Origin of the sequence: Erwinia sp. Eh17-17, from assembly GCF_039675725.1 — a bacterium.
Taxonomy (GTDB): domain Bacteria; phylum Pseudomonadota; class Gammaproteobacteria; order Enterobacterales; family Enterobacteriaceae; genus Erwinia.
This window is the reverse complement of the sequence record NZ_JBDFQT010000002.1, coordinates 509,409-533,668: the sequence shown is the minus strand read 5'-3', so window position 1 is coordinate 533,668 and position 24,260 is coordinate 509,409. Positions and strand designations below refer to the sequence as shown.

Here is a 24,260-nt window from a genome sequence, read left to right as displayed (position 1 = left end):
TTCAGTAAGATGAGGTTTCCATGCTGGAGTTACTGAAGGGCCTGGCCGTTGCCATTATCATGGTGCCAATCGTCATGGCGATTATCCTCGGTCTGATCTGGGGCCTGGGTGAAGTATTTAACGTTATTTCCAAAATTGGTCACCGTGATGACCAGCCGGCGAAAAAAAACCGCATCGCCCAGTAAGACACCACACGCCATTCTAAACGCCCGGATTTCCGGGCGTTTGCTTTTGTATTCTCTGCTCCCCTCTCGCCGTTAAACTTCTCACAAAAGATGCCGATAATGACGGTTACAGATCCCGGTTTATCGTTATATCATTCAGTACATAACGAACCCACTGGAGAGAACACATGTCTGTAAAATGGAATCACTGGCTGGCCGCCACGGCCATCACCCTGAGCGTCGGCGGTCACGCCGTGGCAGCGGAAAAAGTCACCGTCTTTGCTGCCGCATCACTGACCAATGCCCTGCAGGATATTGCCAGCCAGTATGAGAAGGGGAAGACGGTGAAGATCGTCTCTTCCTTTGCCTCATCCTCAACGCTGGCGCGCCAGATTGAGCAGGGCGCACCAGCGGATCTGTTTATCTCTGCCGACCAGCAGTGGATGGATTATGCGATTGAGAAGAAAACCATTGATGATGGCAGCCGGGTGACGCTGCTGGGTAACAATCTGGTGCTGGTGGCACCTGCGTCCAGTCAGCCGCAGGCGGTGACTATCAGCAAAGACACTGACTGGAAAAGCCTGCTGAAAGGCCAGCGCCTGGCCGTGGGGGACCCCGATCATGTTCCGGCCGGGATTTATGCCAAAGAAGCGCTACAGAACCTGGGCGCCTGGCAGCAGCTCTCTCCGCTGATGGCGCGCAGCAACAGTGTACGTGCGGCGCTGGCGCTGGTCGAACGCGATGAAACGCCTTACGGTATCGTGTATGGTTCCGACGCGGTAGCCAGTAAAAAAGTGACCGTGGTTGGCACGTTCCCGGAAGCGAGCCACAAGCCCGTGGAGTATCCGATGGCGATAGTGAAAGACCATAGCAACGCCAGCGTGAGCGCTTTCTACAACTACCTGAAAGGGCCGGAAGCGGCGGCCGTATTCAGACAATATGGATTTGCACCCAAGAGATGATCCTCAGTGAGCCCGAATGGCAGGCGGTTGAATTAAGCCTGAAAGTGTCCGTGGCTGCGGTCGCCTGTAGTCTGCCATTGGGGATCCTGATGGCGTGGCTGCTGGTGCGCCGTCAGTTCCCCGGCAAAACCCTGCTCGACAGCATTATCCATTTACCACTGGTGCTGCCGCCGGTGGTGGTCGGCTATTTGCTGCTGCTGGGATTCGGGCGGCGCGGGTTGATTGGTGAATACCTGTATGACTGGTTTGGTTTCAGCTTTGCTTTCAGCTGGCGCGGTGCGGCCCTGGCCTCGGCGGTGATTGCCTTCCCGCTGATGGTGCGCGCCATTCGTCTGGCGCTGGAGGCGGTGGATACCCGGCTGGAACAGGCCGCTCATACCCTTGGTGCCGGGCGATGGCGGGTGTTTTTTACCATCACGCTGCCGCTGACGCTGCCCGGTATTATTGCCGGAACGGTGCTGGCATTTGCCCGTTCGCTGGGCGAGTTCGGTGCCACCATCACCTTCGTGTCTAATATTCCGGGCGAGACGCGCACGCTGCCGTCTGCCATGTATACGCTGATTGAAACGCCGGGCGCAGAGGGAGCGACCGCACGTCTGTGCGTGATAGCTATCCTGCTGGCGCTGGTTTCCCTGCTCCTTTCCGAATGGCTGACCCGCTGGGGTCGTAAGCGTTTAGGTCTCTGATGCTGATCCTTGATTTTACCCAACAGCAGGGCGATCACACCCTGACGGTCAGGGCCAACGTGCCTGCCAGCGGCGTGACGGCTATTTTCGGCGTCTCCGGTGCCGGTAAAACCTCACTGATTAATGCTATCGGCGGGCTGACCGTGCCACAGCAGGGCAGCATTACGCTTAACGAGCGGGTGCTGAGCGATACCGTCACGGGGATCTGGCTGCCGCCGGAGAAGCGGCGCATTGGCTACGTCTTCCAGGATGCCCGCCTGTTCCCGCACTATCGGGTACGCGGCAATCTGGAATATGGCATGGTGAAAAGCATGCGCCCACAGTTTGATGCTCTGGTGCAGCTACTGGGCCTGGAGGCGCTGCTTGACCGCTTCCCCTGGTCACTTTCTGGCGGTGAAAAACAGCGCGTGGCGATTGGCCGCGCGCTGCTGACCGCGCCGGAAATCCTGCTGATGGATGAACCGCTGGCTTCCCTTGACCTGCCGCGCAAACGCGAGCTGCTGGACTGGCTGCAAAAACTGGCCCGCCAGGTTGCGACGCCGATCCTTTATGTCAGTCACAGTCTGGATGAGCTGCTGCATCTGGCCGATAACGTGATGGTGCTGGACCAGGGGCAGGTCAAAGCGTTTGGCTCGCTGGAGCGTGTCTGGGGCAGCAGTGCCATGCGTCCGTGGCTGCTGAAAAGCGACCAGAGCAGCATTCTGCGCGTGCAGGTGCTGGAACAGCATCCGCACTATCAGATGACGGCCCTGTCGCTGGGTGACCAGCACATTTGGGTGAACCGGGTTGATGCTCCTCAGGGCACACCGTTGCGTATCCGCATTCAGGCGGCAGATGTGTCGCTGGTGCTGAAGCCGCCGGTCAACAGCAGCATCCGTAACATCATTCCTGCTCAGGTGGCTGAACTACTGGAGATCGACAATCAGGTTGAAGTGAAACTGCTGGTGGGGCAAAGCGAGCTGTGGGCGCGAATTACGCCCTGGGCCCGCGATGAACTGATGATAAAACCGAATATGTGGCTGTTTGCTCAAATCAAAAGCGTCTCAATCACCACCTGATTACAGCACTTCCTGGTAGATAGTGTCGGCAATTCCGGTCTCCAGGTTCGTGCCAATCACGCGTTTCGCCCGCGCTTTAATCGCATCGTCAGCGTTGCCCATCGCCACGCCCAGACCGACGGTTTCCAGCATACTCAGGTCGTTATAGTTATCACCAAAGGCGATAACCTCACTCATCTGATAGCCATTGGCGGCCACCCACTGCGCCAGACGTTTGCCTTTGCTGTTGCCCGCTTTGGCAATATCCACCTGATCGTGCCAGGACCATTCGCAGGCGAGGCCCATCTCCGCTTCGACTTTTTCTGCGAACTGTTGCAGCGCGGCGGTGTCAGCATGAGACAGGGCAAACTTCCAGATAGCATGCGCATGGTTTGCTGCGTCACTCAGGCTGTCAACCTGTAAGAAGGTCGGACGCTGTGCTTCCGGCAGCGACAGCCCCCAGTTGATCGTGCGCGTCACATGGCCGGTTTCGGTCTGATACAGCATGGCATCATCAACGTACAGCAGGCCGTGGATCCCTGCACTACCGAGCATCTCAATCACGCGCAGCGCCTGATCTTTCGGCAACGGGTCACTGTCTAAAACCTTTTTCGCCTGATAATCATACAAATAAGTGCCATTACAGCAGATTGCAGGTGTATCCAGCGCCAGTGCCTGATAAAAAGGATGGATGGCCACATGATGGCGTCCGGTCACGATCAGGATTTTGATGCCAGCCTGCTGCGCTTTTTTGAGCGCTTCCAGCGATTCTGGCAGTATGGTTTTGGTCGGGGTTAACAGCGTGCCGTCCAGATCGAGGGCGATGATGCGATAGCTCATAACAGTTTCCGTGGCTCAAAAGAAGTCAATAAGTGTACACCTTGTGACGTCAGCCACAAAACTGGCGGTGCAAAGAGAGAGCATAATCCGATGATAAGGGTGAAGAGCCACTTACCGATTCCCGTTCAGAACAAGGAGCATTCATGAAACAAGTTGTTTATACCGCCAGTCCAGAGAGCCAGCAGATCCACGCCTGGCAGCTGAATAACGATGATGGCGCATTAACGCTGTTGCAGGTGGTGGATGCACCAGGTCAGGTGCAGCCGATGGTGGTCAGCCCGGACAAAAAGTTTCTCTATGTCGGCGTGCGTCCGGATTTTCGCGTAGTGGCTTATCGCATTGATGGCGAAGGGAAACTGAAAGAAGCGGGCCATGCGCCTCTGGCCGGCAGCCCGACGCACATCTCGACCGACCGTCAGGGGCGTTTTATTTTTGTCGGTTCCTACAATGATGCTTTCGTCAGCGTCAGCCCGATCGGTGCCGATGGCCTGCCGGGCGCGCCGGTTCAGACGATAAATGGTCTGGACGGCTGCCACTCCGCCAATATTGACCTGAACAATCAGACGCTGTTTGTTCCCGCGCTGAAGCAGGACCGCATCGCGCTGTTCAGCCTGTCTGACAGCGGTGAACTGACGCCGCGTGCGCAGTCTGAGCTGAAAACCAAAGCCGGTGCCGGTCCGCGTCATATGGCGTTCCACCCGAATCAGCGTTACGCCTACTGCGTCAACGAACTGGACAGCACCGTTGACGTCTGGGATTTAACCAAAGGGGACGTAGAGAAAGTACAGAGCGTGGATATGATGCCGGAAGGCTTCAGTGAAACCCGCTGGGCTGCGGATATTCATATCACCCCGGATGGCCGTCATCTGTACAGCTGTGACCGCACCGCCAGCATCATTACCACGTTCAGCATCAGCGCTGAGGGGGCATCCCTGAGCGTTGAAGGCCATCAGCCAACAGAAACTCAGCCGCGTGGCTTCAATATTGATAACAGCGGTCAGTATCTGGTTGCAGCCGGACAGAAATCTCACCATATCGGGGTGTACAAAATCACCGCCGATCGCGGACTGTTGCAGCCGCTGGCACGCTATGCGGTAGGGCAGGGGCCAATGTGGGTGGTGGTACACCAGCTGGATTAACTGGCTGACCGGAAAAGAAGGTCAGCCACTACAAGAAAACAAGGTCAGCCACGACACGAAAAGAAGGTCAATCCCTACGCGAAAATGACATCTCGCGTAGGGGGCGACCTTCTTTTTTGGTCGCCCTGCCTGTGTCACGTATCTTTAAGAATACATCGCCGTAATAGACGCGCTGCCCAACGTATGGAAATGCACGTTGAAACCTACCATCGCGCCGCTGGCGTTCTCATCCACTTCCAGCTTTTCTACATCGATAGCGTGTACGGTAAAGATATAACGGTGGGATTCTCCTTTCGGAGGAGCCGCACCGCCGTAGCCTGCGCTGCCGAAGTCTGTGCGCGTCTGCACTGAACCCGCTGGCAGGTCTGCCTGACCTGAGCCGGTCGCGAGTTCGCGTGTGTCTGCGGGCAGATTCGCCACTACCCAGTGCCACCAGCCGGAGCCGGTAGGGGCATCGGGGTCATAGCAGGTGACAACAAAACTTTTGGTCCCTGCGGGAACATCATCCCACGCCAGATGCGGTGACAGGTTATCGCCCTGATAGCCCATCGCATTCAGCACGTGGCGCTCGGGCAGTTTGTCGCCGTCTTTGAAATCCTGGCTCACTAGTTTCATTCCATCTCCTTAACCTCCAGACTTAAGGCAAGCTCAAGTCCAGGTTAACAACGTATTATTGATGAAGTAACTTGAGCAGCTCTTCGGCTGCCGCAGCGGAAGAGGCCGGATTTTGCCCGGTGACCAGGTGGCCATCGGTCAGCACGAAAACGCCCCAGTCGTCGGTGCGTTCAAACTGACCGCCGAGTTTTTTCAGCTCGTCTTCCACCAGGAAAGGTACCACATCCGTCAGGCCTACGGCCTCTTCTTCGCTGTTGGTAAAACCGGTCACGCGTTTACCGGCGACCAGCGGCGTACCGTCAGGTTTTTTGGTGTGACGCAGCACCCCAGGCGCATGGCAGACGGTGCCGACAGGCTTGCCGTTGGCGAACAGCGTTTCTATCAGCTGAATGCTGGTCGCATCTTCTGCCAGGTCCCACAGTGGCCCGTGGCCGCCGGGATAGAACACCGCATCAAAATCGCCAGCATCGATGGCATCAAGCCGCTGGGTATTGGCCAGCGCCTGCTGTGCAGCGATGTCGTTGCGAAAGCGTTCGGTGTCGCTGGTCTGCGCATCGGGTGCGTCGCTGACCGGGTCAAGCGGCGGCTGTCCGCCGGCGGGAGAGGCCAGCACAACGTTGATCCCGGCATCGCGGAAAACATAATACGGCGCAGCAAACTCTTCCAGCCAGAATCCGGTTTTCTTTCCGGTATCACCCAGCTTGTCGTGCGATGTCAGTACCATTAACAGTTTCATTGCGGTTTATCTCCTGCGACACGTACCACGACTTTGCCAAAGTTTTTGCCCTGCAGCATACCAATCAGAGCCTCCGGCGCGTTATCCAGCCCGTCGATAATATCTTCGCGGAATACCAGACGATCTTCCGCAACCCACTGACTCATCTGGCGGAAGAACTCATCAAAGCGGTGGCCGTAATCCTGGTTGATAATAAAGCCTTCCACGCGCAGGCGTTTGCGCAGGATCGCGCTTTGCAGCTGCGGCAGGCGGTCCGGGCCGTCACTCACGCCGGTGCTGTTATAGTCAGCGATCAGCCCACACACCGGGATACGCCCTTTGGTATTCATCAACGGCAGAACGGCATTAAACACCTTGCCTCCCACGCTTTCGAAATAGACGTCAATGCCGTCGGCACAGTGGCGGCTGAGCTGAGCGGCCAGGTTGTCATCACGGTGGTCAAGGCAGCGGTCAAAGCCCAGCACCTCTTCGGCATAGCGGCACTTCTCTGCCCCGCCGGCGATCCCGACAACATGGCAGCCTTTGAGTTTGGCAATCTGACCCACGAGCGAGCCCACTGCGCCAGTTGCGGCGGCAACCACCACGGTTTCCCCGGCCTGAGGATGACCAATATCCAGCAGGCCCATATAGGCAGTGAACCCAGGCATACCGAGCATGCCCAGCGCCCACGACGGGTGTTTCAGCACCGGGCCACTGAGTTTGACCAGACCTTCCCCGTCAGAGAGGGCAAAATCCTGCCAGCCGCTGTAACCCAGCACCCAGTCGCCCACGGCGAAATCAGCGTGTTCTGAGCGTTCAACCACCGACACGGTTCCGCCACACATCACCTCATTGATGGCGACGGGCGGTACGTAGGAAGGAGCATCGCTCATGCGCCCGCGCATGTACGGGTCAAGCGACAGCCAGACGGTGCGCAGCAGAACCTGACCGCTGGACGGCTGGGGAACATGCTGGGATTCCAGGTGGAAATTGGCTGGTGTCGGCGCACCGTGCGGGCGCGATGCCAGCAACAGCCGACGATTAGTGTGTTTATCTTGTGGCATGTTATCTCCTGATGTGCGGCAGTAAGCCGCAAAAAACCTGGTAAAAGCGTAGCTCATCATCATGATGGCTGCCCGGAGGGTGCCTTCATTTCAGACAATTAAACAGGGCAGGATGTGCTGTGGCGGCGGCAACCGCGTCCGTTAACCGCTTCAGCGCTCCTGGGGCGATCGTGTATGGGGGCATCAGATAAATCAGTCGGCCAAACGGGCGGATCCAGACGCCCTGTTCCACAAAGAACTGCTGCATCGCGGCCATATTCACCGGCCTGTGGGTTTCCACCACGCCAATCGCGCCGAGCACGCGCACGTCAGCCACTTCCGGCTGTGAACTCAGCGGCAGGAGCGCTGTGCGCAGCTGCTGCTCAATGGCGCTGACCTGCCCCTGCCAGTGATTTTCCTGCAGCATGGCAAGGCTTTCCGCCGCCACGGCGCAGGCCAGCGGATTGCCCATAAACGTTGGACCGTGCATAAAGCAGCCCGCCGCACCGTTGCTGATGGTGTCCGCCACCTGGCGGGTGGTCAGGGTCGCCGACAGCGTCATCGTACCGCCGGTCAGCGCCTTGCCCACGCAGAGAATATCCGGGCTGATGTCGGCATGTTCGCAGGCAAACAGCTTACCGGTGCGTCCAAAGCCAGTGGCAATCTCATCGGCGATCAGCAGCAGCTGGTAACGGTCGCACAGCTCGCGCACCCGCTGCAGATAGCGCGGATGGTAAAAGCGCATGCCGCCCGCGCCCTGCACGATGGGTTCAAGGATCACCGCGGCCAACTGGTGATGGTGGGCCGTTATCGCCTGTTCAAGGGCGTCGGCGTCCTGCTCCTGCCACGGCTGGTCAAAGCGCGGTGGGGCCGGCACAAACAGATGTTCCGGCAGATAGCCCTGATACAGGCTGTGCATGGAGTTCTGCGGGTCACACACCGACATCGCCGCAAAGGTATCTCCGTGGTAGCCGTTGCGCAGGGTGAGAAAGCGCTGGCGCTTTTCGCCCCTGGCCTGCCAGTACTGCAGCGCCATTTTCATCGCCACTTCCACCGCCACCGACCCTGAGTCGGCAAGAAAAACGCAGCTCAATGGCGCCGGGGTCATCGTCACCAGACGACGGCACAGTGCCACTGCGGCCGGATGAGTGATCCCGCCAAACATCACGTGCGACATCTGTGCCATCTGTGCCTGGAGTGCCTGATTGAGGCGCGGATGATTGTAGCCGTGGATCGCCGCCCACCACGATGACATGCCGTCTACCAGCTCGCGGCCATCCGCCAGCTGTAATGTCGTTCCCTGCGCCGCCACGACCGGATAGCAGGGCAGCGGCTGGCTCATGGAGGTATACGGGTGCCAGATATGGTCACGGTCGAAGGCGAGATCGTCTGGGGTCATAAAATCACTTGTAAACCAAAAACAAAAAATTTAGTTTACAAGTATAACCAGGCCGTGAAGACAAATGACAGATATTTTTGGAGCAAACAATGGCAACACGTTGGACCCTCACTCAGGCGCAGGCGCTGTTTGATAAGCCTTTTCTCGAGCTGATGTTTGAAGCGCAGCAGATCCATCGCCAGCATTTTGACCCGCGCCAGGTGCAGGTCAGTACGCTGCTGTCGATTAAAACCGGGGCCTGCCCGGAAGACTGCAAATACTGCCCGCAAAGTTCGCGTTATAAAACCGGGCTGGCTTCCGAGCGTCTGATGGAGGTGGAGGAGGTACTCAGTTCGGCGCGCAAAGCCAAAGCGGCCGGGTCCGGGCGCTTCTGCATGGGGGCCGCGTGGAAAAACCCGCACGAGCGCGACATGCCTTATCTCGAGCAGATGGTGCAGGGGGTGAAAGCCATGGGCATGGAAACCTGCATGACGCTGGGCACCCTCAGCCAGCAGCAGGCACAGCGCCTGGCGCAGGCCGGGCTGGATTTTTACAATCACAATCTCGACACCTCGCCGGAGTTTTACGGCAGCATTATCACCACCCGCAGCTACCAGGAGCGGCTGGACACCCTCGGGCAGGTGCGTGATGCCGGTATCAAAGTCTGCTCCGGCGGCATTGTCGGGCTGGGTGAAACGGTCAGCGACCGTGCCGGGCTGCTGGTGCAGCTGGCCAACCTGCCGACGCCGCCGGAAAGTGTCCCGATCAACATGCTGGTCAAAGTGAAAGGCACCCCGCTGGCGGATAACGATGACGTCGATCCGTTCGATTTTATCCGCACCATCGCGGTCGCGCGCATCATGATGCCGCAGTCCCACGTGCGGCTTTCTGCCGGGCGCGAGCAGATGAGCGAACAGACCCAGGCGATGTGTTTTATGGCCGGGGCCAACTCCATTTTCTACGGCTGCAAACTGCTGACCACGCCGAACCCGGAGGAGGACAAAGATCGCGTTCTGTTCCGCAAGCTGGGCCTTAATCCGCAGGACAGCGTGACCGACAGCGGCGATAACGAACAGCAGGAGGCGCTGGCGCTGCAGCTGATGCAGGCTGATACCGACCTGTTTTACAACGCGGCGGTGTAATGAGCTGGTCACAACGTCTGGCACAGTCACTGAGCGCGCGACGCAGCTGCGGCCAGTACCGTCAGCGCCACGCCTGCCAGCAGGGCGACGCGCGCAGCCTGCGGGTAGCGGGGCAGGACTATCTCAATTTTTCCGCTAACGACTATCTCGGGCTGAGCCATGATGCCCGCATCATCAGTGCCTGGCAGCAGGGCGCAGCCCGCTATGGCGTTGGTGCCGGCGGGTCGGCGCATGTCACCGGCTACCGTGTGCCACAGCAGGCGCTGGAAAATGACCTTGCCGACTGGCTGGGCTACGAGCGCGGGCTGCTGTTCATCTCCGGGTTTGCGGCGAATCAGGCAGTGATAGCAGCGATGATGGCGAAAAATGACCGCATCTTCGCGGATAAGCTGTGCCATGCCTCGCTGCTGGAGGCTGCCAGCCTCAGCCCGGCCACGCTGCGCCGCTTTGCACACAACCAGCCTGGCGCTCTGGCGGCACTGCTGGAGAGAGAGACCAGCGGAGAGACGCTGGTGGTAACCGAAGGGATCTTCAGCATGGACGGTGACCGCGCGCCGCTGGCGCAGCTGCACCGGCTGTCTCAGGAGAGCGGGAGCTGGCTGCTGGTGGATGACGCGCACGGCAGCGGCGTCTGCGGCGAGCAGGGGCGCGGCAGCTGCTGGCAGCAGGGCGTGAAGCCGGAACTGCTGATCGTCACCTTCGGCAAAGCGTTTGGCGTCAGCGGGGCGGCACTGCTGTGTGACGATGACACGGCGGAATATCTGCTGCAGTTTGCCCGTCATCTGATCTACAGCACCGCTATGCCTCCGGCGCAGGTCTGCGCACTTCAGTCAGCCCTGCACTGCGTCCGGCAGGGGGACGAGCTGCGCCAGCGGCTGACCGACAATATTCACTACTTCCGCCAGCAGGCACAGGGGCTGTGCTGGAGGCTGGCCGCGTCCGACAGCCCGATTCAGCCCCTGATAATCGGGGAGGAGCAGGCAGCGCTAAGGCTGTCGCAGCGGCTGCGCGAACGCGGCTGCTGGGTCAGTGCGATTCGCCCGCCGACCGTACCACCGGGCACCTCGCGGCTGCGTATCACCCTCAGCGCGGCTCATCAGCGGGATGACATCGATCGGCTTCTGGAGGCGCTGCATGCTGCAGATTGTTGATAAACAGGCGGTGGCGGCTGCTTTTGGCCGCGCCGCGCAGAGCTATAACCAACATGCCGACCTTCAGCGCCAGTGTGGCGAACATCTGATGGCGCTGGCCCGTCCCGCTCACGCACTACAGGTGCTGGACGCCGGCTGCGGCACCGGCTGGTTCAGCCAGCGCTGGCGCAGTGCCGGGCACCACGTTACCGCGCTGGATCTGTCAGAAAAAATGCTCCAGCAGGCAGCACTCAGCCAGGCGGCTGACCGCTATCAGCGCGGCGATATTGAAGCACTGCCGTTTGCCGCAGCCCGCTTCGACCGCAGCTGGAGCAATCTGGCCATCCAGTGGTGCAGCGACTTACCTCAGGCGCTGAAAGAGCTGCGGCGTGTGACGAAGCCGGGCGGGCAGGTGCTGTTCTCCACGCTGCTCGCCGGCTCACTGAATGAGGTGCAGCAAGCGTGGCAGGCGATCGGGGGGCATGCGCCGGTTAATCGTTTTGTCAGCCTGAGCCAGCTGGAGCAGGCGGCGGTCGGAATGCCACTGGCGCTGACCCCGTTCACGCTGACGCTGGCTTTCCCGGACGTTCTCAGCCTGCTGCGTTCGTTAAAAGGCATTGGGGCCACCCATCTGCATCACGGACGCGACGGCCAGACTTTGAGCCGCAGCCGTCTGCAACAGCTGGAACAGGTCTGGCGACGCGATGCGCGTGGCTGCCTGCTGAGCTATCAACTGGTATCAGGAGTGATTGAGTGTGAGTAAACGCTGGTTTGTGACCGGAACGGATACGGAAGTGGGAAAAACCGTGGCCAGCTGTGCGCTGTTACAGGCCGCGCAGCGGGCCGGATATCGCTGCGCGGGCTACAAGCCAGTGGCCTCCGGCTGTGAGATGACTCAGGACGGTATCCGTAACGAAGACGCGCTGGCGTTACAAAAATACAGCGCGGTCAGGCTGCCTTACGGGGTCGTTAATCCGCTGGCATTCCTCGAGCCCACCTCACCGCATATTGTCAGCGCGGAAGAGCGGCGGCCGATTACCGCAGTCCAGCTCTCTGCCGGGCTGGAAGTGATAGCACAGCAGGCCGACTGGGTGCTGACGGAGGGCGCTGGCGGCTGGTTTACCCCGCTGTCAGCCAGCATGACCTTTGCCGACTGGGTGCAACAGGAGCAGCTGCCGGTGATTCTGGTGGTGGGGGTGAAGCTGGGGTGTATCAACCATGCTTTGCTCACCGCTCAGGCAGTTCAGGCGGCAGGGTTAAGACTGGCTGGGTGGATTGCCAACGGCATTCAGCCTGCGGGAAAACGGCACGAGGCATATCTGGACACGCTGAGAAAGCGCATTGACGCGCCGCTGCTGGGGGAGATCCCGCATCTGGCGGAGCGTGATTTTACAGATGTCGGGCGGTTTGTGACGTTGCCCTGATGTTGTCGGGCGGACCCGAACAGAAGGTCCGCCCCTGCGCCTTTCTTGCTGAACGACACGGTGTCATCACACCGTCAGCCACGTATTCACCATACTGTCATCCAGCTGGGCCAGCTTGCCGTGCGCCACATTGCGCCCGCGGTGCAGCAGGAGAAAATAGTCAGCCACGCGGCGGATAAACGACAGGCGCTGCTCCAGCAGTAAAATGGTCATGCCAAAGTCGTGATTCAGACGGTGGATCAGATTGCCCATTTCCTCCTCCAGCCACGGTGACATCCCCTCCGTCGGTTCATCCAGAATCAGGAGTTTCGGCTGCAGGACCAGCGCGCGTGCCAGCGCCAGGTGCTGTTGCTGATCCATGGGCAGCTCGCCGCTGCGCTGATGACGCAGGGAGTAGAGTGCCGGGAACAGATCGTAAACCATCGCCGGGATGGCCCGATGACGCTCCATTCCAGCCCCTGCCAGCAGCGCGATTTGCAGGTTTTCTTCAATCGTCATCTGCGAGAAAATATGACGTCCCTGAGGAACATAGCCAATCCCCAGCGATGCACGTTTTTCCACCGGCTGTAACAGCAGGTCCTGAGGGGGGTTATTGGCCTCCTGCCAGATCATCGAGCCGCTGTTGATGGGAAGGTGCCCCATAATGCAGTTGACCAGCGTGGTCTTTCCCATCCCCTGACGGCCAATAATACCGGTGCAGGTGCCGGGCTGAAGATCCAGGTCAACGTCCCACAGAATGTGGTTTTGCCCATAAAATTGATTGATAGAACGTAAACTGAGCATCTGACACTCTCCTCCAGACAGTTTTCGATTGCACCTGCTGCTTACGCTCTTTGTCGTCTGGCAAACAGTCCGGCGTCTCACCATGATCCGCCAGCGGCTTCGTGCTCCTCGCTCTGGTGTGATGAAAGCGTGAGGCGTATGTCATAGCTTGCAAATAGCAGGCCAGTTCAGAAAAAGGCCAGAAAACTACAGGGTGATAACATTCACGCCGGGGATTGGTCAGCGTTGCTAAAGCTTTTCAATCCGCCAACCCGTCGCTGCACCGGGTCAGTGCCGGGGGAACCCGGCGATGGTGCAACTGCTCTTTAAAAAGGGCAGTGATGAGCTGGGGGCTGGCTAACCCGGTCGGTATAAGAGTGAGCCAACGGTGTATAACTTCGACTTTGCTGCCCGTAACAATGCCCCGGACGCGGTAAAAAAAAAGCAAAAAAAAATATTTGGAGGGCGCCGGGGAGCATGGGGACGATTTATACACATCAGACGTGTCAGGCGCTGAAAACAGTTATCCACTATTCCTGTGGATAACCTTGTGCATTAGAGTCTGAAAACCTCTGTAAGGCGAGAGCGGACGCGGCTTAGGCACGGGTTGCTGCGAAACTCGTCTTGTTGTTAATAGGTAATAAAATCAATTGGTTATTTAAAATCAATACAGATAAATTCCCGGAGGCGATCGCGCCGCGCTTTTGCCAGGGTGGTATTGACAAATGTTAAATAGCCAAACTTTCTGGGGATAAGCTTTTCTGCCCCGATGCGCATTCGTTTGCGCAACGAAAAGCAAAAGTGCAGCGTTGCTATCGGTTGAGGCAGTATGGAAAATAACTGTAATTATATCCAGTCTTTTTTGCTGGCAAAATCGTCATCTCCGAGTAGAATTAGAGTCCGGTTCGCGCACATCTTCATCAGGTAGCCTGTTAATGAGCAAAGTCTTTAAACTCAATTCCGATTTCAAACCTTCCGGCGATCAGCCTGAAGCCATCCGCCGCCTGGAAGAGGGGCTGGAAGACGGCCTGGCGCATCAGACGTTGCTGGGTGTAACCGGTTCAGGCAAAACCTTTACCGTTGCCAATGTGATTGCCGACCTGAATCGCCCGACGATGGTGCTGGCGCCAAACAAAACGCTGGCGGCACAGCTGTACGGTGAGATGAAAGAGTTTTTCCCCGATAACGCGGTTGAATATTTTGTCTCTTACTACGACTATTACCAGCCTGAAGCCTATGTGCCCAGCTCCGACACGTTTATTGAAAAAGACGCGTCGGTCAACGAGCATATTGAGCAGATGCGTCTTTCTGCCACCAAAGCTCTGCTTGAACGGCGCGACGTGATTGTGGTGGCTTCGGTGTCCGCCATCTACGGCCTGGGTGACCCCGACCTCTACCTGAAAATGATGCTGCATCTGACGCGTGGTATGGTCATTGACCAGCGCGCTATCCTGCGGCGCCTGGCAGAGCTGCAATATACCCGTAACGATCAGGCCTTCCAGCGCGGTACTTTCCGCGTTCGCGGTGAGGTTATTGATATCTTCCCGGCAGAATCTGACGATTACGCGCTGCGCGTGGAGCTGTTTGATGAGGAAGTGGAACGACTGTCGATATTCGACCCGCTGACCGGGCAGATTGAATCGGTGATCCCGCGTTACACCATTTACCCGAAAACGCACTACGTCACGCCGCGTGAGCGCATTCTGCAGGCGATGGAGGAGATCAAAGTCGAGCTGGCGGAGCGCAAGCAGGTGCTGCTGGCCAACAATAAGCTGCTGGAAGAGCAGCGCCTCAGCCAGCGCACGCAGTTTGACCTGGAAATGATGAACGAGCTGGGTTACTGCTCCGGTATTGAAAACTATTCGCGCTATCTGTCCGGTCGCGGCCCCGGTGAAGCGCCGCCGACCCTGTTTGACTACCTGCCGGCTGATGGTCTGCTGGTGATTGATGAATCCCACGTGACCATCCCGCAGATCGGCGGGATGTATCGCGGTGACCGGGCGCGCAAGGAAACGCTGGTGGAGTACGGTTTCCGTCTGCCGTCCGCGCTGGATAACCGGCCGATGAAGTTTGAAGAGTTCGAGTCCCTCGCACCGCAGACCATCTATGTGTCCGCCACCCCAGGCAACTATGAGCTGGAGAAATCCGGCGGTGACGTGGTGGACCAGGTGGTGCGTCCTACCGGGCTGCTGGACCCGACGATTGAAGTGCGTCCGGTCGGTACCCAGGTGGACGATCTGCTGTCTGAAATCCGCAAGCGCGTGGTGATCAACGAACGTGTGCTGGTCACCGTGCTGACCAAGCGTATGGCGGAGGACCTGACCGAATATCTTGAAGAGCACGGCGAGCGCGTGCGCTATCTGCACTCGGATATCGACACGGTGGAGCGCGTGGAGATTATTCGCGACCTGCGCCTCGGTGAGTTTGACGTGCTGGTGGGGATTAACCTGCTGCGTGAGGGTCTGGATATGCCTGAAGTGTCGCTGGTGGCGATCCTCGATGCGGATAAAGAGGGCTTCCTGCGTTCTGAACGCTCGCTGATCCAGACCATTGGCCGTGCCGCACGTAACCTTAACGGGAAGGCGATTCTTTACGGCGATAAAATTACGCCATCGATGGCGCGGGCGATCGGCGAGACCGAACGCCGCCGTGAAAAGCAGGAGCAGTACAACCTGGAACACGGCATTGTGCCGCAGGGGCTGAATAAGAAAATTGCCGATATTCTGGAGCTCGGCCAGGGGCTGGCGAAGAACAAAGCGAAGGTGCGCAGCATGAAGGGGCGCAGCATCGTTGAGGACGACCCGGCCTATGTTGATCTGTCACCGAAGGGGCTGCAAAAACGCATTCACCAGCTGGAGGCGCAGATGCAGCAGCACGCGCAGAATCTGGAGTTCGAAGAAGCAGCCCAGGTGCGCGACCAGCTGCATCAGGTGCGTGAGTTGTTTATCGCCGCATCATAATGCACAGGGCCGAGGGTAAAAGCATCGGCCCTGTCTGTTTAGCCCCGGTCTTTTGCGGGGCCCGCCTTTTCCCGTTCGTCCCTTATTGCAGCGTTATCATCGTCCGCCAGTTACACCATCGCCTGCACCGCATGCTCCAGCGCCAGGCGCAGCAGCTGGCGATCATGGCGATATGGGATATCTCCTGCCTCCAGCGGCTCCTGAATAATCAGTCGTCCGTCAATCTGGCTGCTGTCGACTTTGGGCCCCAGCACCAGCGCATCAATCACGCGTTTACCTATCGCTCTCTCCATCATGCTCAGCTTATCGGTCACCGTCAGCTTTGCGGCAGCCGGACTGAGCTCTTTACCCAGGTTGCCGATAAACACCATTGTGGCAGGCGTGCGGCGCAGAGCCTGAGCGATCTCCGGCAGCAGCAGCACTGGCATCAGGCTGGTGTAAAAACTGCCTGGCCCAATCAGGATCAGGTCCGCCTCTGCAATCGCCTCCACCGCCTCGCGCGTCGCGCTCACTGCAGGGGAGAGCATCAGCTCCTGCGGCGGCTTTGTCATCTGGTCGATTTCAGTCTCGCCATACACCAGGTGTCCTTCGTCATCCACGGCGACCAGATCGACCGGCTGTTCCGACATCGGGATGAGAAAGGCATCAACCTTCAGTAAATTGCGGATCAGGTTGATGGCTTCAAAGGGCCGGATACTGAGATGGTCGAGCGCTTTCAGCATCAGATTACCGAGGTTGTGTCCGGCCAGTTCGCCATTCCCGGCAAAGCGGTATTCGAACATGGCTGAAGCCACACTCGGTTCCGCGATTAGCTGGTTGAGGCAGTTACGCATATCACCCCAGGCGATACCCCCTTCCGAACGGCGTATGCGTCCGGTCGATCCGCCATTGTCAGTGGTGGTCACGATTCCGGTCAGGCGGGAGCCCAGTGGGGACAGGGCGGACATCACACGGCCCAGTCCGTGTCCACCCCCTAATGCCACCACGCGGTCGAGGTCAGCTAACGTGCGATTGCGCATAATATCTATCATCATCATTATGAAAGGTTTATGAATATTATTTTACGCTATAGCGCGGCGAAAAGGCCGGGAAAATTCGTTATATATCATAATATACAGCGAAAGGTGATGCTGGTAACCATCGACCTTTAGCGTTAACATTTATCTCATCACGATTTACCGATGTCCGGTAAATCACACTTAAGCCCTGACACCTGTGTCCCGCTGGATATGGTGTCCTGGCCGCAACCCCCGGGTTGCCAGGGTGCAGAAAGAAATGACTGCATCTCCCGTTTATGGAAAGGTGTCACCGGTGCCACAATTTACTGATAACTTCGCGCGCAGGTTTTATTACCTGCGTCTGTCGATCACTGACGTGTGCAATTTTCGTTGCACGTACTGTCTTCCCGACGGCTACAAGCCTCAGGGTGCGAACAATAAAAGCTTCCTGACGCTGGATGAAATCCGTCGCGTCACGCGCGCGTTCGCCGCTGCGGGCACTGAAAAAGTGCGCCTGACCGGTGGAGAACCCTCTATGCGTCGTGATTTCACCGATATCATTGCGGCGGTGCGCGACAACCCCTCTATACGCCAGATAGCCCTCACCACTAACGGCTACCGCCTGCAGCGCGATATCGCGCAGTGGCGGGCCGCCGGCCTGAACGCGCTGAATGTCAGCGTGGACAGTCTTGATGCTCGCCAGTTTCACGCCATCACCGGGCAGAATAAATTTGCCGAAGTGATGGCCGGTATTGACGCCGCTTTTGATGCCGGGTTCAGCAAGGTGAAAGTCAACACCGTGCTGATGCGTGATGTGAATCACCACAGCCTGGACACCTTCCTCGCCTGGGTTCGTGACCGTCCTATCCAGCTGCGCTTTATTGAACTGATGGAAACCGGGGAAGGTGGTGCGCTGTTCCGCAAGCACCATGTCTCCGGCCAGGTGATCCGCGACCAGCTGCTGCAACAGGGCTGGGTGCAGCAGCTGCGTGCGCGCAGTGATGGACCGGCTCAGGTATTCCGTCATGCCGACTATCAGGGCGAAATCGGCCTGATCATGCCCTATGAAAAAGATTTCTGCGCCAGCTGTAACCGTCTGCGTGTGTCGGCCACCGGCAATCTTCATCTCTGCCTGTTTGGCGATGGCGGCGTGCCGCTGCGCGACCTGCTGGCCGATGACAGTCAGCAGGCTGAGCTACAGGCACGCATTGCCGGTAGCCTGACGACGAAAAAAGAGACGCACTTCCTGCATCAGGGCAATACCGGCATCACCCAGAATCTTTCATTTATCGGTGGTTAAGCTAAGGAGTTTTTATGGGTAAAAGCACAATGGATTTTCTTCCCCTTAACGTGGCGGTTTTAACCGTCTCCGACCGTCACACCGCTGATACCGACAGCTCCGGCGACTATCTGCGCGAGGCGCTGGCCGAAGCCGGTCACCACGCGGTCGATCGCGCCATCGTGGCGGATAATCGCTACCGCATCCGCGCCGTCGTCTCCCGCTGGATTGCCAGCAGCGACGTGCAGGTGGTGCTGATTAACGGCGGGACCGGGTTTAACGAAAAAAACTGTACCCCTGAAGCGCTTCTGCCGCTGTTTGATCGTGAAATCGAGGGGTTTGGTGAGCTGTTCCGCATGATTTCCTATGAGGATATCGGCACCGCCACCCTGCAGTCACGGGCGGTCGCCGGAATGGCTAATGAAACGCTGATACTTGCCGTTCCCGGTTCGACCAGCGCCTGTCAGCTCGCCTGGGAACGCATCATCCACGATCAGCTTGATGCCCGTACCCGTCCCTGCAATTTTGTTTCGCATGTGAAGAAGCCGTAAATGTCTCAGTTAACGCATATTAATGCTGCCGGAGAGGCGCATATGGTGGATGTCTCCACCAAACAGGAAACCGTGCGTGAAGCGCGGGCGGAAGCCTACGTGGTGATGCGGCCGGAAACGCTGCAAATGATTATCGACGGCAGCCATCACAAAGGTGACGTGTTTGCCACCGCGCGCATCGCCGGTATTCAGGCGGCCAAACGGACCTGGGAGCTCATTCCCCTGTGCCATCCGCTCCTGCTGAGCAAGGTGGAAGTGACCCTGAGCGCCGAGCCGGAGCATCACCGGGTGCGCATCGAGTCGCTGTGTCGTCTGACCGGGAAAACCGGGGTTGAGATGGAGGCACTGACCGCCGCGTCGGTCGCCGCGCTGACGATTTACGATATGTGCAAAGCCGTGCAAAAAGATATCACCATTGAGCAGTGCCGACTGCTGAGCAAAAGCGGCGGAAAATCCGGCGACTTCCAGGCGGTGGCTCATGATTAACGTGCTGTTTTTCGCCCAGGTGCGTGAGCTGGTGGGCACTGAACGTCTGGAAATGCCCGCTGAATATCCTGACGTTGAAGCGCTGCGCAGTCAGCTGGCGCAGCAGGGCGACCGCTGGGCGCTGGCGCTGGAACCTGGCAAACTGCTGGCGGCGGTCAATCAGACGCTGGTGTCGATGCAGCATCCGGTCCGCGCCGGGGATGAGGTGGCATTCTTCCCACCGGTTACCGGGGGCTGATATGCAAAGCGATACGCGTATTCGCGTCGGCAGCGCCCCCTTCAGCATGAGTGACGAGTATCAGTGGCTGGCGGCGTCTGACCTTGATGGTGCCGTGGTGACGTTTACCGGCAAGGTACGTAACCACAATCTCGGTGATAACGTTAGCGCCCTGAGGCTGGAACACTACCCTGGCATGACTGAAAAGGCGCTGGCAGAGATTGTTGCAGAGGCGCGTCAGCGCTGGCCCATGCAGCGTGTCACGGTGGTCCACCGCATTGGTGAGTTGCTTCCCGGTGATGAAATCGTGCTGGTTGGCGTCAGCGGTGCGCATCGCGGTGCGGCCTTTGACGCTGCCGAATTCATTATGGATCAGTTAAAAACCCGTGCGCCTTTCTGGAAACAGGAAGCGACCCCAGAGGGTGACCGCTGGGTCGCCTCACGCGACAGCGACCATCAGGCCGCTGAGCGCTGGAAATAGCGATCCCACTTGCCTTCACTCTGGCTAAGGACTTTCATGCGTCGTTTTCCCCATCTCACTTTTTTACCGCTGGCTCTGCTGGTGCTGGCGGGCTGTAGCCATCAGACGTCGAAAACATCACCTGCACAGCGTCCGGCCGACGTAAAAAGCCAGATATCGCACCTGCTGCCCGCGCACGTGAAGGACCGTGACGGCTGGGCGAGCGATATTTATGTGGCCTTCAACAGCCAGCAGATAACGCCTGACGTCAGTAACCTGTGCGCGGTGATTGCCGTCACCGGGCAGGAGTCTAACTTCAGTGCCGATGCGACGGTGCCGGGACTGCCGAAAATTGCCTGGGCGGAGATCGATCGCCGCGCCGCACAGCTGCATATCCCGTCATTCCTGGTGCGCACCGCACTGATGATCAACTCCCCCAACGGCAAAAGTTATGCTTATCGCCTTGACCACGTGTCGAGCGAGAAAGAGCTCAGCGCGGTATTTGATGATTTTATTGATATGGTGCCGATGGGGCAGAAGCTGTTTGGCAACCTGAACCCGATTCACACCGGCGGGCCGATGCAGGTCAGCATCGCGTTTGCCGAAGCGAATGCCAAAAGCTACCCTTATCAGGTGGACGGTTCTGTCCGGCGCGAGGTGTTTTCGCGTCGGGGCGGTATGTGGTTTGGCACCCGGCATCTGCTTGGCTATCCGGCAAATTATCCTTCGCCGCTCTACCGTTTTGCTGACTTTAACGCTGGCTGGTATGCCAGCCGCAATGCGGCATTTCAGTCCGCCGTTTCCCGCCTGAGCGGTATCAAGCTGGCGCTGGACGGTGACCTGATTAACTACGGTTCAGAGAGTGCCGGTTCGACCGAGAAAGCGGTCCGCACCATTAAACGGCTGGATTACAGTGACCGCGCGATCCGTCGGGCGCTGGAGAAAGGGGAGAGTATCGACTTCGAGAAAACCGACCTGTGGAAATCCGTTTTTGCTCTGGCTGAAAAAGACGCCGGAAAAAAACTGCCGCGTGAGGTGTTACCGGGGATCAAGCTGGAAAGTCCGAAGATTACGCGAAATCTTACCACCGCATGGTTTGCCCAGCGCGTGAACAGCCGTTATCAGAGTTGTTTGCAGCGTAATTAAAACAGCCGATCGGGAATATGTCAGACAGCGGGCCGATCGGAAAAAAAGATCGGCCCCTACGGATAAAGATTGGTGTAGGGGCTGACCTTTTTTTTCGGTGTAGGGGCTGACCATTTTTTCGGTGTAGGGGCTGACCTTTTTTTTCGGTGTAGGGGCTGACCTTTTTTTTTCGGTCAGCCCGGATCAACCCAATCTATACCGTTTCCAGTTTGAAAATCTGCACGGTCTGCGCCAGCGTTTTCGCCTGGTCTTCCAGCGACGCGGCGGCAGCCGACATCTGCTGAACCAGCGCCGAGTTCTGCTGTGTTGCGCCGTCCATCTGATTCACCGCTACGGTCACCTGGCCAATACCCTGCGACTGCTCATCCGACGCATGCACAATCTCGCCGATAATGGTCTTGACCGAATTCACCGCCTGCGTCATTTCCTGCATGGTTTTCCCGGCGCTCTGCACCAGCGTTACGCCATGATCGACACGCTGCGTGGATTCGCTGATCAGCGCTGAAATATCCTTCACCGCATTGGCGCTGCGCTGGGCCAGATTGCGGACTTCTGCCGCGACCACGGCGAAACCACGCCCCTGTTCCCCGGCGCGTGCGGCTTCAACCGCCGCGTTGAGAGCCAGAATGTTGGTCTGGAACGCAATGCTGTTAATGATGCTGGTGATAGCACCGATTTTTTGCGAGCTTTCGTCAATCTGCTGCATGATCTGCACAACCTGCGACACCAGCTGCTCACCGCGCTGGGCGATGTCGGTGGCATTTTCGGTCAGCGCGGTGGCCTGATGAGCGTTATCGGCGTTATGTTTCACCGTCGCCGTCAGCTGTTCCATACTCGCGGCCGTCTCTTCCAGGGCTGCTGCCTGCTGTTCAGTACGCGAAGCGAGGTCGAGGTTGCCGCTGGCGATCTCTTCAGCGCCCTGACGCACCGAATCGCTGGCCGAGATAATTTCACTGACCATGTTACGCAGCTGATGCTGCATGGTTTGCATGGCGAAGAAAATACTTTGCTGGTCGTTCGCTTTAACCGGGATGGTGGCGCTGAGATCGCCCTCTGCCACGGCCAGCGCGATATCGGCCGCCTGACGCGGTTCCCCGCCGATCGGGGTGGCCACTTTACGGCTGAAGATGATGCCCAGCACGCCACACACCACGGTAATGCTCACCAGCATCATGATCAGCGCGTACATCAGCTGACGGTTAGCGGCGGCCATCACCAGATCGACCGGCGCCACAACGCTGAGATACCAGGAGGTCTGACTGTTGCCGACGGTAACCGGACGCCAGGTTTGCAGCACCTCTTCGCCCAGTACCGGGTCGAAGCGCTGCACCATTTTACTGGTGAATCCGTCCGTTTCGCCTTTGTACTGCTTGCCGGCATCGTCTTTCACCGGGCTGGAAACCACTTTACCCGCGGTGGAAATCAGCATCGCATAGCCGCTGCCTTCCCACGGTTTGATCTTACTGACGCGCTGCTGGAGCGAGGCAAGGGAGATGTCAGAGGTGGTGACCGCTTTTAATTTCCCGTCGTCAATAATCACCGCAGAAACCGACGTCAGCAGGGTTGGAACACCGTTGTAGGCGTAGCTGTAGGGCTCGGTCAGGGTATCGCGTTCGAGTTTACGCGGAACCAGGTAGTAATCCCCCTGGCCCGGCGTCAGGAAGGACCCCATTAAGTGCGCTTTATAGTTGCCGGCCTGATCGCGGTCAACAAAGCGGGCAAAACGTCCTGCCGGCGGGGAGCCTGGCTGGCTGGCAAATTCGGCATCGCGGCCGTCAAACGCATCGGGTTCGAAAACGACCGACATCGACAGGTAGCTGGGGTTAAGCTTCAGCGCATAGATCATCTGCTGTTCGGCTACTGCACGGTCAGTGATGCCGGAAGCGCGCAGACCGACCAGGCTCTGCCCCATGGAGGTGGCAACAGTGCGGGCATAATCCAGCTCATTCTGTACTGCCAGCGCCTGGCTCTGGGCAATTTGTCCGAGATAGTCTTCCGCCAGCTTTCTCTGTTCCTTGCTGGACTGCCAGCTGAGCAGGCCGATAGTTACGCTGAAACCGAGGGTGATCGTCAGCACCCCGGTCAGCAGCATCAGCGTGCGGGTACTCATTTTCTTTTTTGGAACCGACTGACTTTGCATCTGACTTCCCCCGATGTGGCAATAAAGTAATCGCTGTGTGACTTCCTGTAACAAAAAACTCCCTGTGAGCGATCTATCGGCAAAAGTTGCGCGATCTTTATCCGGTGATAGTTTCTTTTCGCAATATATTCAATGCGCAATCAAAGTGCCTGAAAGAGCACAGATGCAGGCTGGCGCAGACGGGGCAGAATGTGCCAGACTGACAGAGAATTTATTCGTTTCTTCATTTACCTGATAAGGGGAGCATCATGGACCGATATCCACGTTCCAGTGATTCGATTGTGCAGCGCGCCAGCACCGGCCTGTCTGTTTATATGGCGCAGGTTTATGGCTGGATGACCTGTGGACTGCTGTTGACCGCTTTTATTTCCTGGTATGCAGCCAATACGCCGCAGGTGATGGAGCTGGTGTTTGCCAACCGCATCACCTTCTTCGGTCTGATTATCGTGCAGCTGGGGCTGGTGTTTGTGCTGTCCGGAATGGTGCATAAGCTCAGCGGTGCCGTGGCGACCGGGCTGTTTATGCTCTATTCCGCGCTGACCGGGTTGACCATGGCCAGCATTTTCCTGGTGTACACCTACTCCTCCATTGCCAGCACTTTCCTGGTCACCGGCGGGATGTTTGGTGCCATGAGCCTGTGGGGCTACACCACGAAACGCGACCTGAGTGGTATGGGCAGCATGCTGTTTATGGCGCTGATTGGTATCGTCCTGGCTTCGCTGGTCAATATCTGGCTGAAGAGCACGGCGCTGATGTGGGCGGTGACCTATATCGGGGTGGTGGTGTTTGTCGGCCTGACGGCGTATGACACTCAGAAGCTGAAAAACATCGGTGAAGGCATTGATGTGGATGATAAAGAGAACCTGCGCCGCTTCTCCATTATGGGGGCGCTGACGCTGTATCTCGACTTCATCAACCTGTTCCTGATGCTGCTGCGTATTTTTGGCAACCGCCGTTAACGGCATGGGCGAACTGTAAAACAAGGT

General features: G+C 58.0%; 25 protein-coding genes and 1 riboswitch. Of the genes, 17 read left to right on the top strand and 8 right to left on the bottom strand.

Going from position 1 to position 24,260, the window contains the following annotated elements; all coding sequences use genetic code 11:
• Positions 1 to 20: 20 nt before the first annotated feature.
• From ABEH87_RS07830 to modC, 4 genes are all read left to right on the top strand, one after another.
• Entirely contained in the window at positions 21 to 185 is a 165-nt protein-coding gene (locus ABEH87_RS07830; protein WP_346575459.1) for an AcrZ family multidrug efflux pump-associated protein, read from the top strand.
• Between the two features lie 167 nt (positions 186 to 352).
• Positions 353 to 1,126 (top strand): molybdate ABC transporter substrate-binding protein, encoded by a 774-nt coding sequence (gene modA, locus ABEH87_RS07825; protein WP_346575457.1) that lies wholly within the window; start codon positions 353 to 355, stop codon positions 1,124 to 1,126.
• On the top strand, positions 1,123 to 1,812 hold the full coding sequence (gene modB, locus ABEH87_RS07820; RefSeq protein ID WP_346575456.1) for a molybdate ABC transporter permease subunit: 690 nt from the start codon (positions 1,123 to 1,125) through the stop codon (positions 1,810 to 1,812). The genes modA and modB overlap by 4 nt, the downstream gene beginning before the upstream one ends.
• Positions 1,812 to 2,870, top strand: coding sequence for a molybdenum ABC transporter ATP-binding protein ModC (modC, locus tag ABEH87_RS07815; protein WP_346575455.1), 1,059 nt, complete (start codon positions 1,812 to 1,814; stop codon positions 2,868 to 2,870). Before modB ends, modC begins: the two co-directional genes overlap by 1 nt.
• On the opposite strand, the gene ABEH87_RS07810 is transcribed toward modC, so the two are convergent.
• Positions 2,871 to 3,689, bottom strand: coding sequence for a pyridoxal phosphatase (locus tag ABEH87_RS07810; protein WP_346575454.1), 819 nt, complete (start codon positions 3,687 to 3,689; stop codon positions 2,871 to 2,873).
• Positions 3,690 to 3,832: 143 nt separating this feature from the next.
• Here ABEH87_RS07810 and pgl point away from each other — a divergent pair, with 143 nt between their 5' ends.
• Positions 3,833 to 4,828 carry a 6-phosphogluconolactonase gene (gene pgl, locus ABEH87_RS07805; protein ID WP_346575452.1) on the top strand — a complete coding sequence of 332 codons (996 nt, stop codon included), beginning with the start codon at positions 3,833 to 3,835 and terminating at the stop codon, positions 4,826 to 4,828.
• 144 nt (positions 4,829 to 4,972) lie between these two features.
• On the opposite strand, the gene ABEH87_RS07800 is transcribed toward pgl, so the two are convergent.
• The 4 genes from ABEH87_RS07800 to bioA all read right to left on the bottom strand — a co-directional run bounded on the left by ABEH87_RS07800 (position 4,973) and on the right by bioA (position 8,600).
• Complete coding sequence (locus ABEH87_RS07800; RefSeq protein ID WP_346575450.1) at positions 4,973 to 5,443, bottom strand: kinase inhibitor; 471 nt, start codon at positions 5,441 to 5,443, stop codon at positions 4,973 to 4,975.
• 55 nt (positions 5,444 to 5,498) lie between these two features.
• Positions 5,499 to 6,179 carry a type 1 glutamine amidotransferase domain-containing protein gene (locus ABEH87_RS07795; RefSeq protein ID WP_346575448.1) on the bottom strand — a complete coding sequence of 227 codons (681 nt, stop codon included), beginning with the start codon at positions 6,177 to 6,179 and terminating at the stop codon, positions 5,499 to 5,501.
• A complete protein-coding gene (locus tag ABEH87_RS07790; protein ID WP_346575446.1) occupies positions 6,176 to 7,222 on the bottom strand; it encodes an NADP-dependent oxidoreductase in 1,047 nt (348 codons plus the stop codon). Before ABEH87_RS07790 ends, ABEH87_RS07795 begins: the two co-directional genes overlap by 4 nt.
• 85 nt (positions 7,223 to 7,307) lie before the next feature.
• On the bottom strand, positions 7,308 to 8,600 hold the full coding sequence (bioA, locus tag ABEH87_RS07785) for an adenosylmethionine--8-amino-7-oxononanoate transaminase (protein ID WP_346575444.1): 1,293 nt from the start codon (positions 8,598 to 8,600) through the stop codon (positions 7,308 to 7,310).
• A gap of 89 nt (positions 8,601 to 8,689) precedes the next feature.
• On the opposite strand from bioA, the gene bioB reads away from it, so the two are divergent.
• The 4 genes from bioB to bioD are packed head-to-tail and all read left to right on the top strand — an operon-like array spanning position 8,690 to position 12,275.
• Positions 8,690 to 9,721 carry a biotin synthase BioB gene (gene bioB / locus ABEH87_RS07780; protein WP_346575442.1) on the top strand — a complete coding sequence of 344 codons (1,032 nt, stop codon included), beginning with the start codon at positions 8,690 to 8,692 and terminating at the stop codon, positions 9,719 to 9,721.
• A complete protein-coding gene (gene bioF / locus ABEH87_RS07775; RefSeq protein WP_346575440.1) occupies positions 9,721 to 10,872 on the top strand; it encodes an 8-amino-7-oxononanoate synthase in 1,152 nt (383 codons plus the stop codon). The genes bioB and bioF overlap by 1 nt, the downstream gene beginning before the upstream one ends.
• Positions 10,856 to 11,614 carry a malonyl-ACP O-methyltransferase BioC gene (bioC, locus tag ABEH87_RS07770; protein WP_346575438.1) on the top strand — a complete coding sequence of 253 codons (759 nt, stop codon included), beginning with the start codon at positions 10,856 to 10,858 and terminating at the stop codon, positions 11,612 to 11,614. Before bioF ends, bioC begins: the two co-directional genes overlap by 17 nt.
• Complete coding sequence (gene bioD / locus ABEH87_RS07765) at positions 11,607 to 12,275, top strand: dethiobiotin synthase (protein ID WP_346575436.1); 669 nt, start codon at positions 11,607 to 11,609, stop codon at positions 12,273 to 12,275. The genes bioC and bioD overlap by 8 nt, the downstream gene beginning before the upstream one ends.
• 66 nt (positions 12,276 to 12,341) lie before the next feature.
• On the opposite strand, the gene ABEH87_RS07760 is transcribed toward bioD, so the two are convergent.
• A complete protein-coding gene (locus ABEH87_RS07760) occupies positions 12,342 to 13,058 on the bottom strand; it encodes an ATP-binding cassette domain-containing protein (RefSeq protein ID WP_346575435.1) in 717 nt (238 codons plus the stop codon).
• Positions 13,059 to 13,972: 914 nt separating this feature from the next.
• Here ABEH87_RS07760 and uvrB point away from each other — a divergent pair.
• Positions 13,973 to 15,997 carry an excinuclease ABC subunit UvrB gene (gene uvrB / locus ABEH87_RS07755; RefSeq protein WP_346575434.1) on the top strand — a complete coding sequence of 675 codons (2,025 nt, stop codon included), beginning with the start codon at positions 13,973 to 13,975 and terminating at the stop codon, positions 15,995 to 15,997.
• 110 nt (positions 15,998 to 16,107) lie between these two features.
• Here uvrB and yvcK read toward each other — a convergent pair whose 3' ends face one another.
• The gene (gene yvcK, locus ABEH87_RS07750; RefSeq protein ID WP_346575432.1) at positions 16,108 to 17,016 is read right to left on the bottom strand and encodes a uridine diphosphate-N-acetylglucosamine-binding protein YvcK; all 909 of its coding nucleotides are present in this window, start codon (positions 17,014 to 17,016) and stop codon (positions 16,108 to 16,110) included.
• A 165-nt stretch (positions 17,017 to 17,181) separates the two neighbouring features.
• Positions 17,182 to 17,318, top strand: a riboswitch (molybdenum cofactor riboswitch).
• On the opposite strand from yvcK, the gene moaA reads away from it, so the two are divergent.
• The 6 genes from moaA to ABEH87_RS07720 all read left to right on the top strand — a co-directional run bounded on the left by moaA (position 17,309) and on the right by ABEH87_RS07720 (position 21,134).
• Entirely contained in the window at positions 17,309 to 18,295 is a 987-nt protein-coding gene (moaA, locus tag ABEH87_RS07745; protein ID WP_346575430.1) for a GTP 3',8-cyclase MoaA, read from the top strand. (Overlaps the previous riboswitch by 10 nt.)
• 14 nt (positions 18,296 to 18,309) lie before the next feature.
• Positions 18,310 to 18,825, top strand: a complete 516-nt coding sequence (moaB, locus tag ABEH87_RS07740) for a molybdenum cofactor biosynthesis protein B (RefSeq protein WP_346575428.1) — start codon at positions 18,310 to 18,312, stop codon at positions 18,823 to 18,825.
• On the top strand, positions 18,826 to 19,311 hold the full coding sequence (moaC, locus tag ABEH87_RS07735) for a cyclic pyranopterin monophosphate synthase MoaC (protein WP_346575426.1): 486 nt from the start codon (positions 18,826 to 18,828) through the stop codon (positions 19,309 to 19,311). It abuts the gene before it with no gap.
• Entirely contained in the window at positions 19,304 to 19,549 is a 246-nt protein-coding gene (gene moaD / locus ABEH87_RS07730) for a molybdopterin synthase sulfur carrier subunit (protein WP_346575424.1), read from the top strand. Before moaC ends, moaD begins: the two co-directional genes overlap by 8 nt.
• Position 19,550: 1 nt before the next feature.
• Positions 19,551 to 20,009, top strand: a complete 459-nt coding sequence (moaE, locus tag ABEH87_RS07725) for a molybdopterin synthase catalytic subunit MoaE (RefSeq protein ID WP_346575422.1) — start codon at positions 19,551 to 19,553, stop codon at positions 20,007 to 20,009.
• Positions 20,010 to 20,045: 36 nt separating this feature from the next.
• Complete coding sequence (locus ABEH87_RS07720; RefSeq protein WP_346575421.1) at positions 20,046 to 21,134, top strand: DUF1615 domain-containing protein; 1,089 nt, start codon at positions 20,046 to 20,048, stop codon at positions 21,132 to 21,134.
• A 193-nt stretch (positions 21,135 to 21,327) separates the two neighbouring features.
• Here the strand turns inward: ABEH87_RS07720 and ABEH87_RS07715 are convergent, their stop codons facing one another.
• Complete coding sequence (locus ABEH87_RS07715) at positions 21,328 to 23,274, bottom strand: methyl-accepting chemotaxis protein (RefSeq protein ID WP_346575419.1); 1,947 nt, start codon at positions 23,272 to 23,274, stop codon at positions 21,328 to 21,330.
• A gap of 248 nt (positions 23,275 to 23,522) precedes the next feature.
• Here ABEH87_RS07715 and ABEH87_RS07710 point away from each other — a divergent pair, with 248 nt between their 5' ends.
• Positions 23,523 to 24,233 (top strand): Bax inhibitor-1/YccA family protein, encoded by a 711-nt coding sequence (locus tag ABEH87_RS07710; protein ID WP_346575417.1) that lies wholly within the window; start codon positions 23,523 to 23,525, stop codon positions 24,231 to 24,233.
• The last annotated feature ends 27 nt before the right edge of the window (positions 24,234 to 24,260 follow it).

Coding starts and splice junctions, on each gene's coding strand:
- moaE (WP_346575422.1), top strand. CDS start 19,551: ATGCAAAGCGATACGCGTATTCGCGTCGGCAGCGCCCCCTTCAGCATG.
- moaB (WP_346575428.1), top strand. CDS start 18,310: ATGGGTAAAAGCACAATGGATTTTCTTCCCCTTAACGTGGCGGTTTTA.
- bioB (WP_346575442.1), top strand. CDS start 8,690: ATGGCAACACGTTGGACCCTCACTCAGGCGCAGGCGCTGTTTGATAAG.
- modA (WP_346575457.1), top strand. CDS start 353: ATGTCTGTAAAATGGAATCACTGGCTGGCCGCCACGGCCATCACCCTG.
- modB (WP_346575456.1), top strand. CDS start 1,123: ATGATCCTCAGTGAGCCCGAATGGCAGGCGGTTGAATTAAGCCTGAAA.
- pgl (WP_346575452.1), top strand. CDS start 3,833: ATGAAACAAGTTGTTTATACCGCCAGTCCAGAGAGCCAGCAGATCCAC.
- moaD (WP_346575424.1), top strand. CDS start 19,304: ATGATTAACGTGCTGTTTTTCGCCCAGGTGCGTGAGCTGGTGGGCACT.
- ABEH87_RS07715 (WP_346575419.1), bottom strand. CDS start 23,274: ATGCAAAGTCAGTCGGTTCCAAAAAAGAAAATGAGTACCCGCACGCTG.
- ABEH87_RS07795 (WP_346575448.1), bottom strand. CDS start 6,179: ATGAAACTGTTAATGGTACTGACATCGCACGACAAGCTGGGTGATACC.
- moaC (WP_346575426.1), top strand. CDS start 18,826: ATGTCTCAGTTAACGCATATTAATGCTGCCGGAGAGGCGCATATGGTG.
- ABEH87_RS07790 (WP_346575446.1), bottom strand. CDS start 7,222: ATGCCACAAGATAAACACACTAATCGTCGGCTGTTGCTGGCATCGCGC.
- ABEH87_RS07760 (WP_346575435.1), bottom strand. CDS start 13,058: ATGCTCAGTTTACGTTCTATCAATCAATTTTATGGGCAAAACCACATT.
- uvrB (WP_346575434.1), top strand. CDS start 13,973: ATGAGCAAAGTCTTTAAACTCAATTCCGATTTCAAACCTTCCGGCGAT.
- ABEH87_RS07710 (WP_346575417.1), top strand. CDS start 23,523: ATGGACCGATATCCACGTTCCAGTGATTCGATTGTGCAGCGCGCCAGC.
- yvcK (WP_346575432.1), bottom strand. CDS start 17,016: ATGCGCAATCGCACGTTAGCTGACCTCGACCGCGTGGTGGCATTAGGG.
- ABEH87_RS07800 (WP_346575450.1), bottom strand. CDS start 5,443: ATGAAACTAGTGAGCCAGGATTTCAAAGACGGCGACAAACTGCCCGAG.
- ABEH87_RS07720 (WP_346575421.1), top strand. CDS start 20,046: ATGCGTCGTTTTCCCCATCTCACTTTTTTACCGCTGGCTCTGCTGGTG.
- bioC (WP_346575438.1), top strand. CDS start 10,856: ATGCTGCAGATTGTTGATAAACAGGCGGTGGCGGCTGCTTTTGGCCGC.
- ABEH87_RS07810 (WP_346575454.1), bottom strand. CDS start 3,689: ATGAGCTATCGCATCATCGCCCTCGATCTGGACGGCACGCTGTTAACC.
- bioA (WP_346575444.1), bottom strand. CDS start 8,600: ATGACCCCAGACGATCTCGCCTTCGACCGTGACCATATCTGGCACCCG.
- bioF (WP_346575440.1), top strand. CDS start 9,721: ATGAGCTGGTCACAACGTCTGGCACAGTCACTGAGCGCGCGACGCAGC.
- modC (WP_346575455.1), top strand. CDS start 1,812: ATGCTGATCCTTGATTTTACCCAACAGCAGGGCGATCACACCCTGACG.
- ABEH87_RS07830 (WP_346575459.1), top strand. CDS start 21: ATGCTGGAGTTACTGAAGGGCCTGGCCGTTGCCATTATCATGGTGCCA.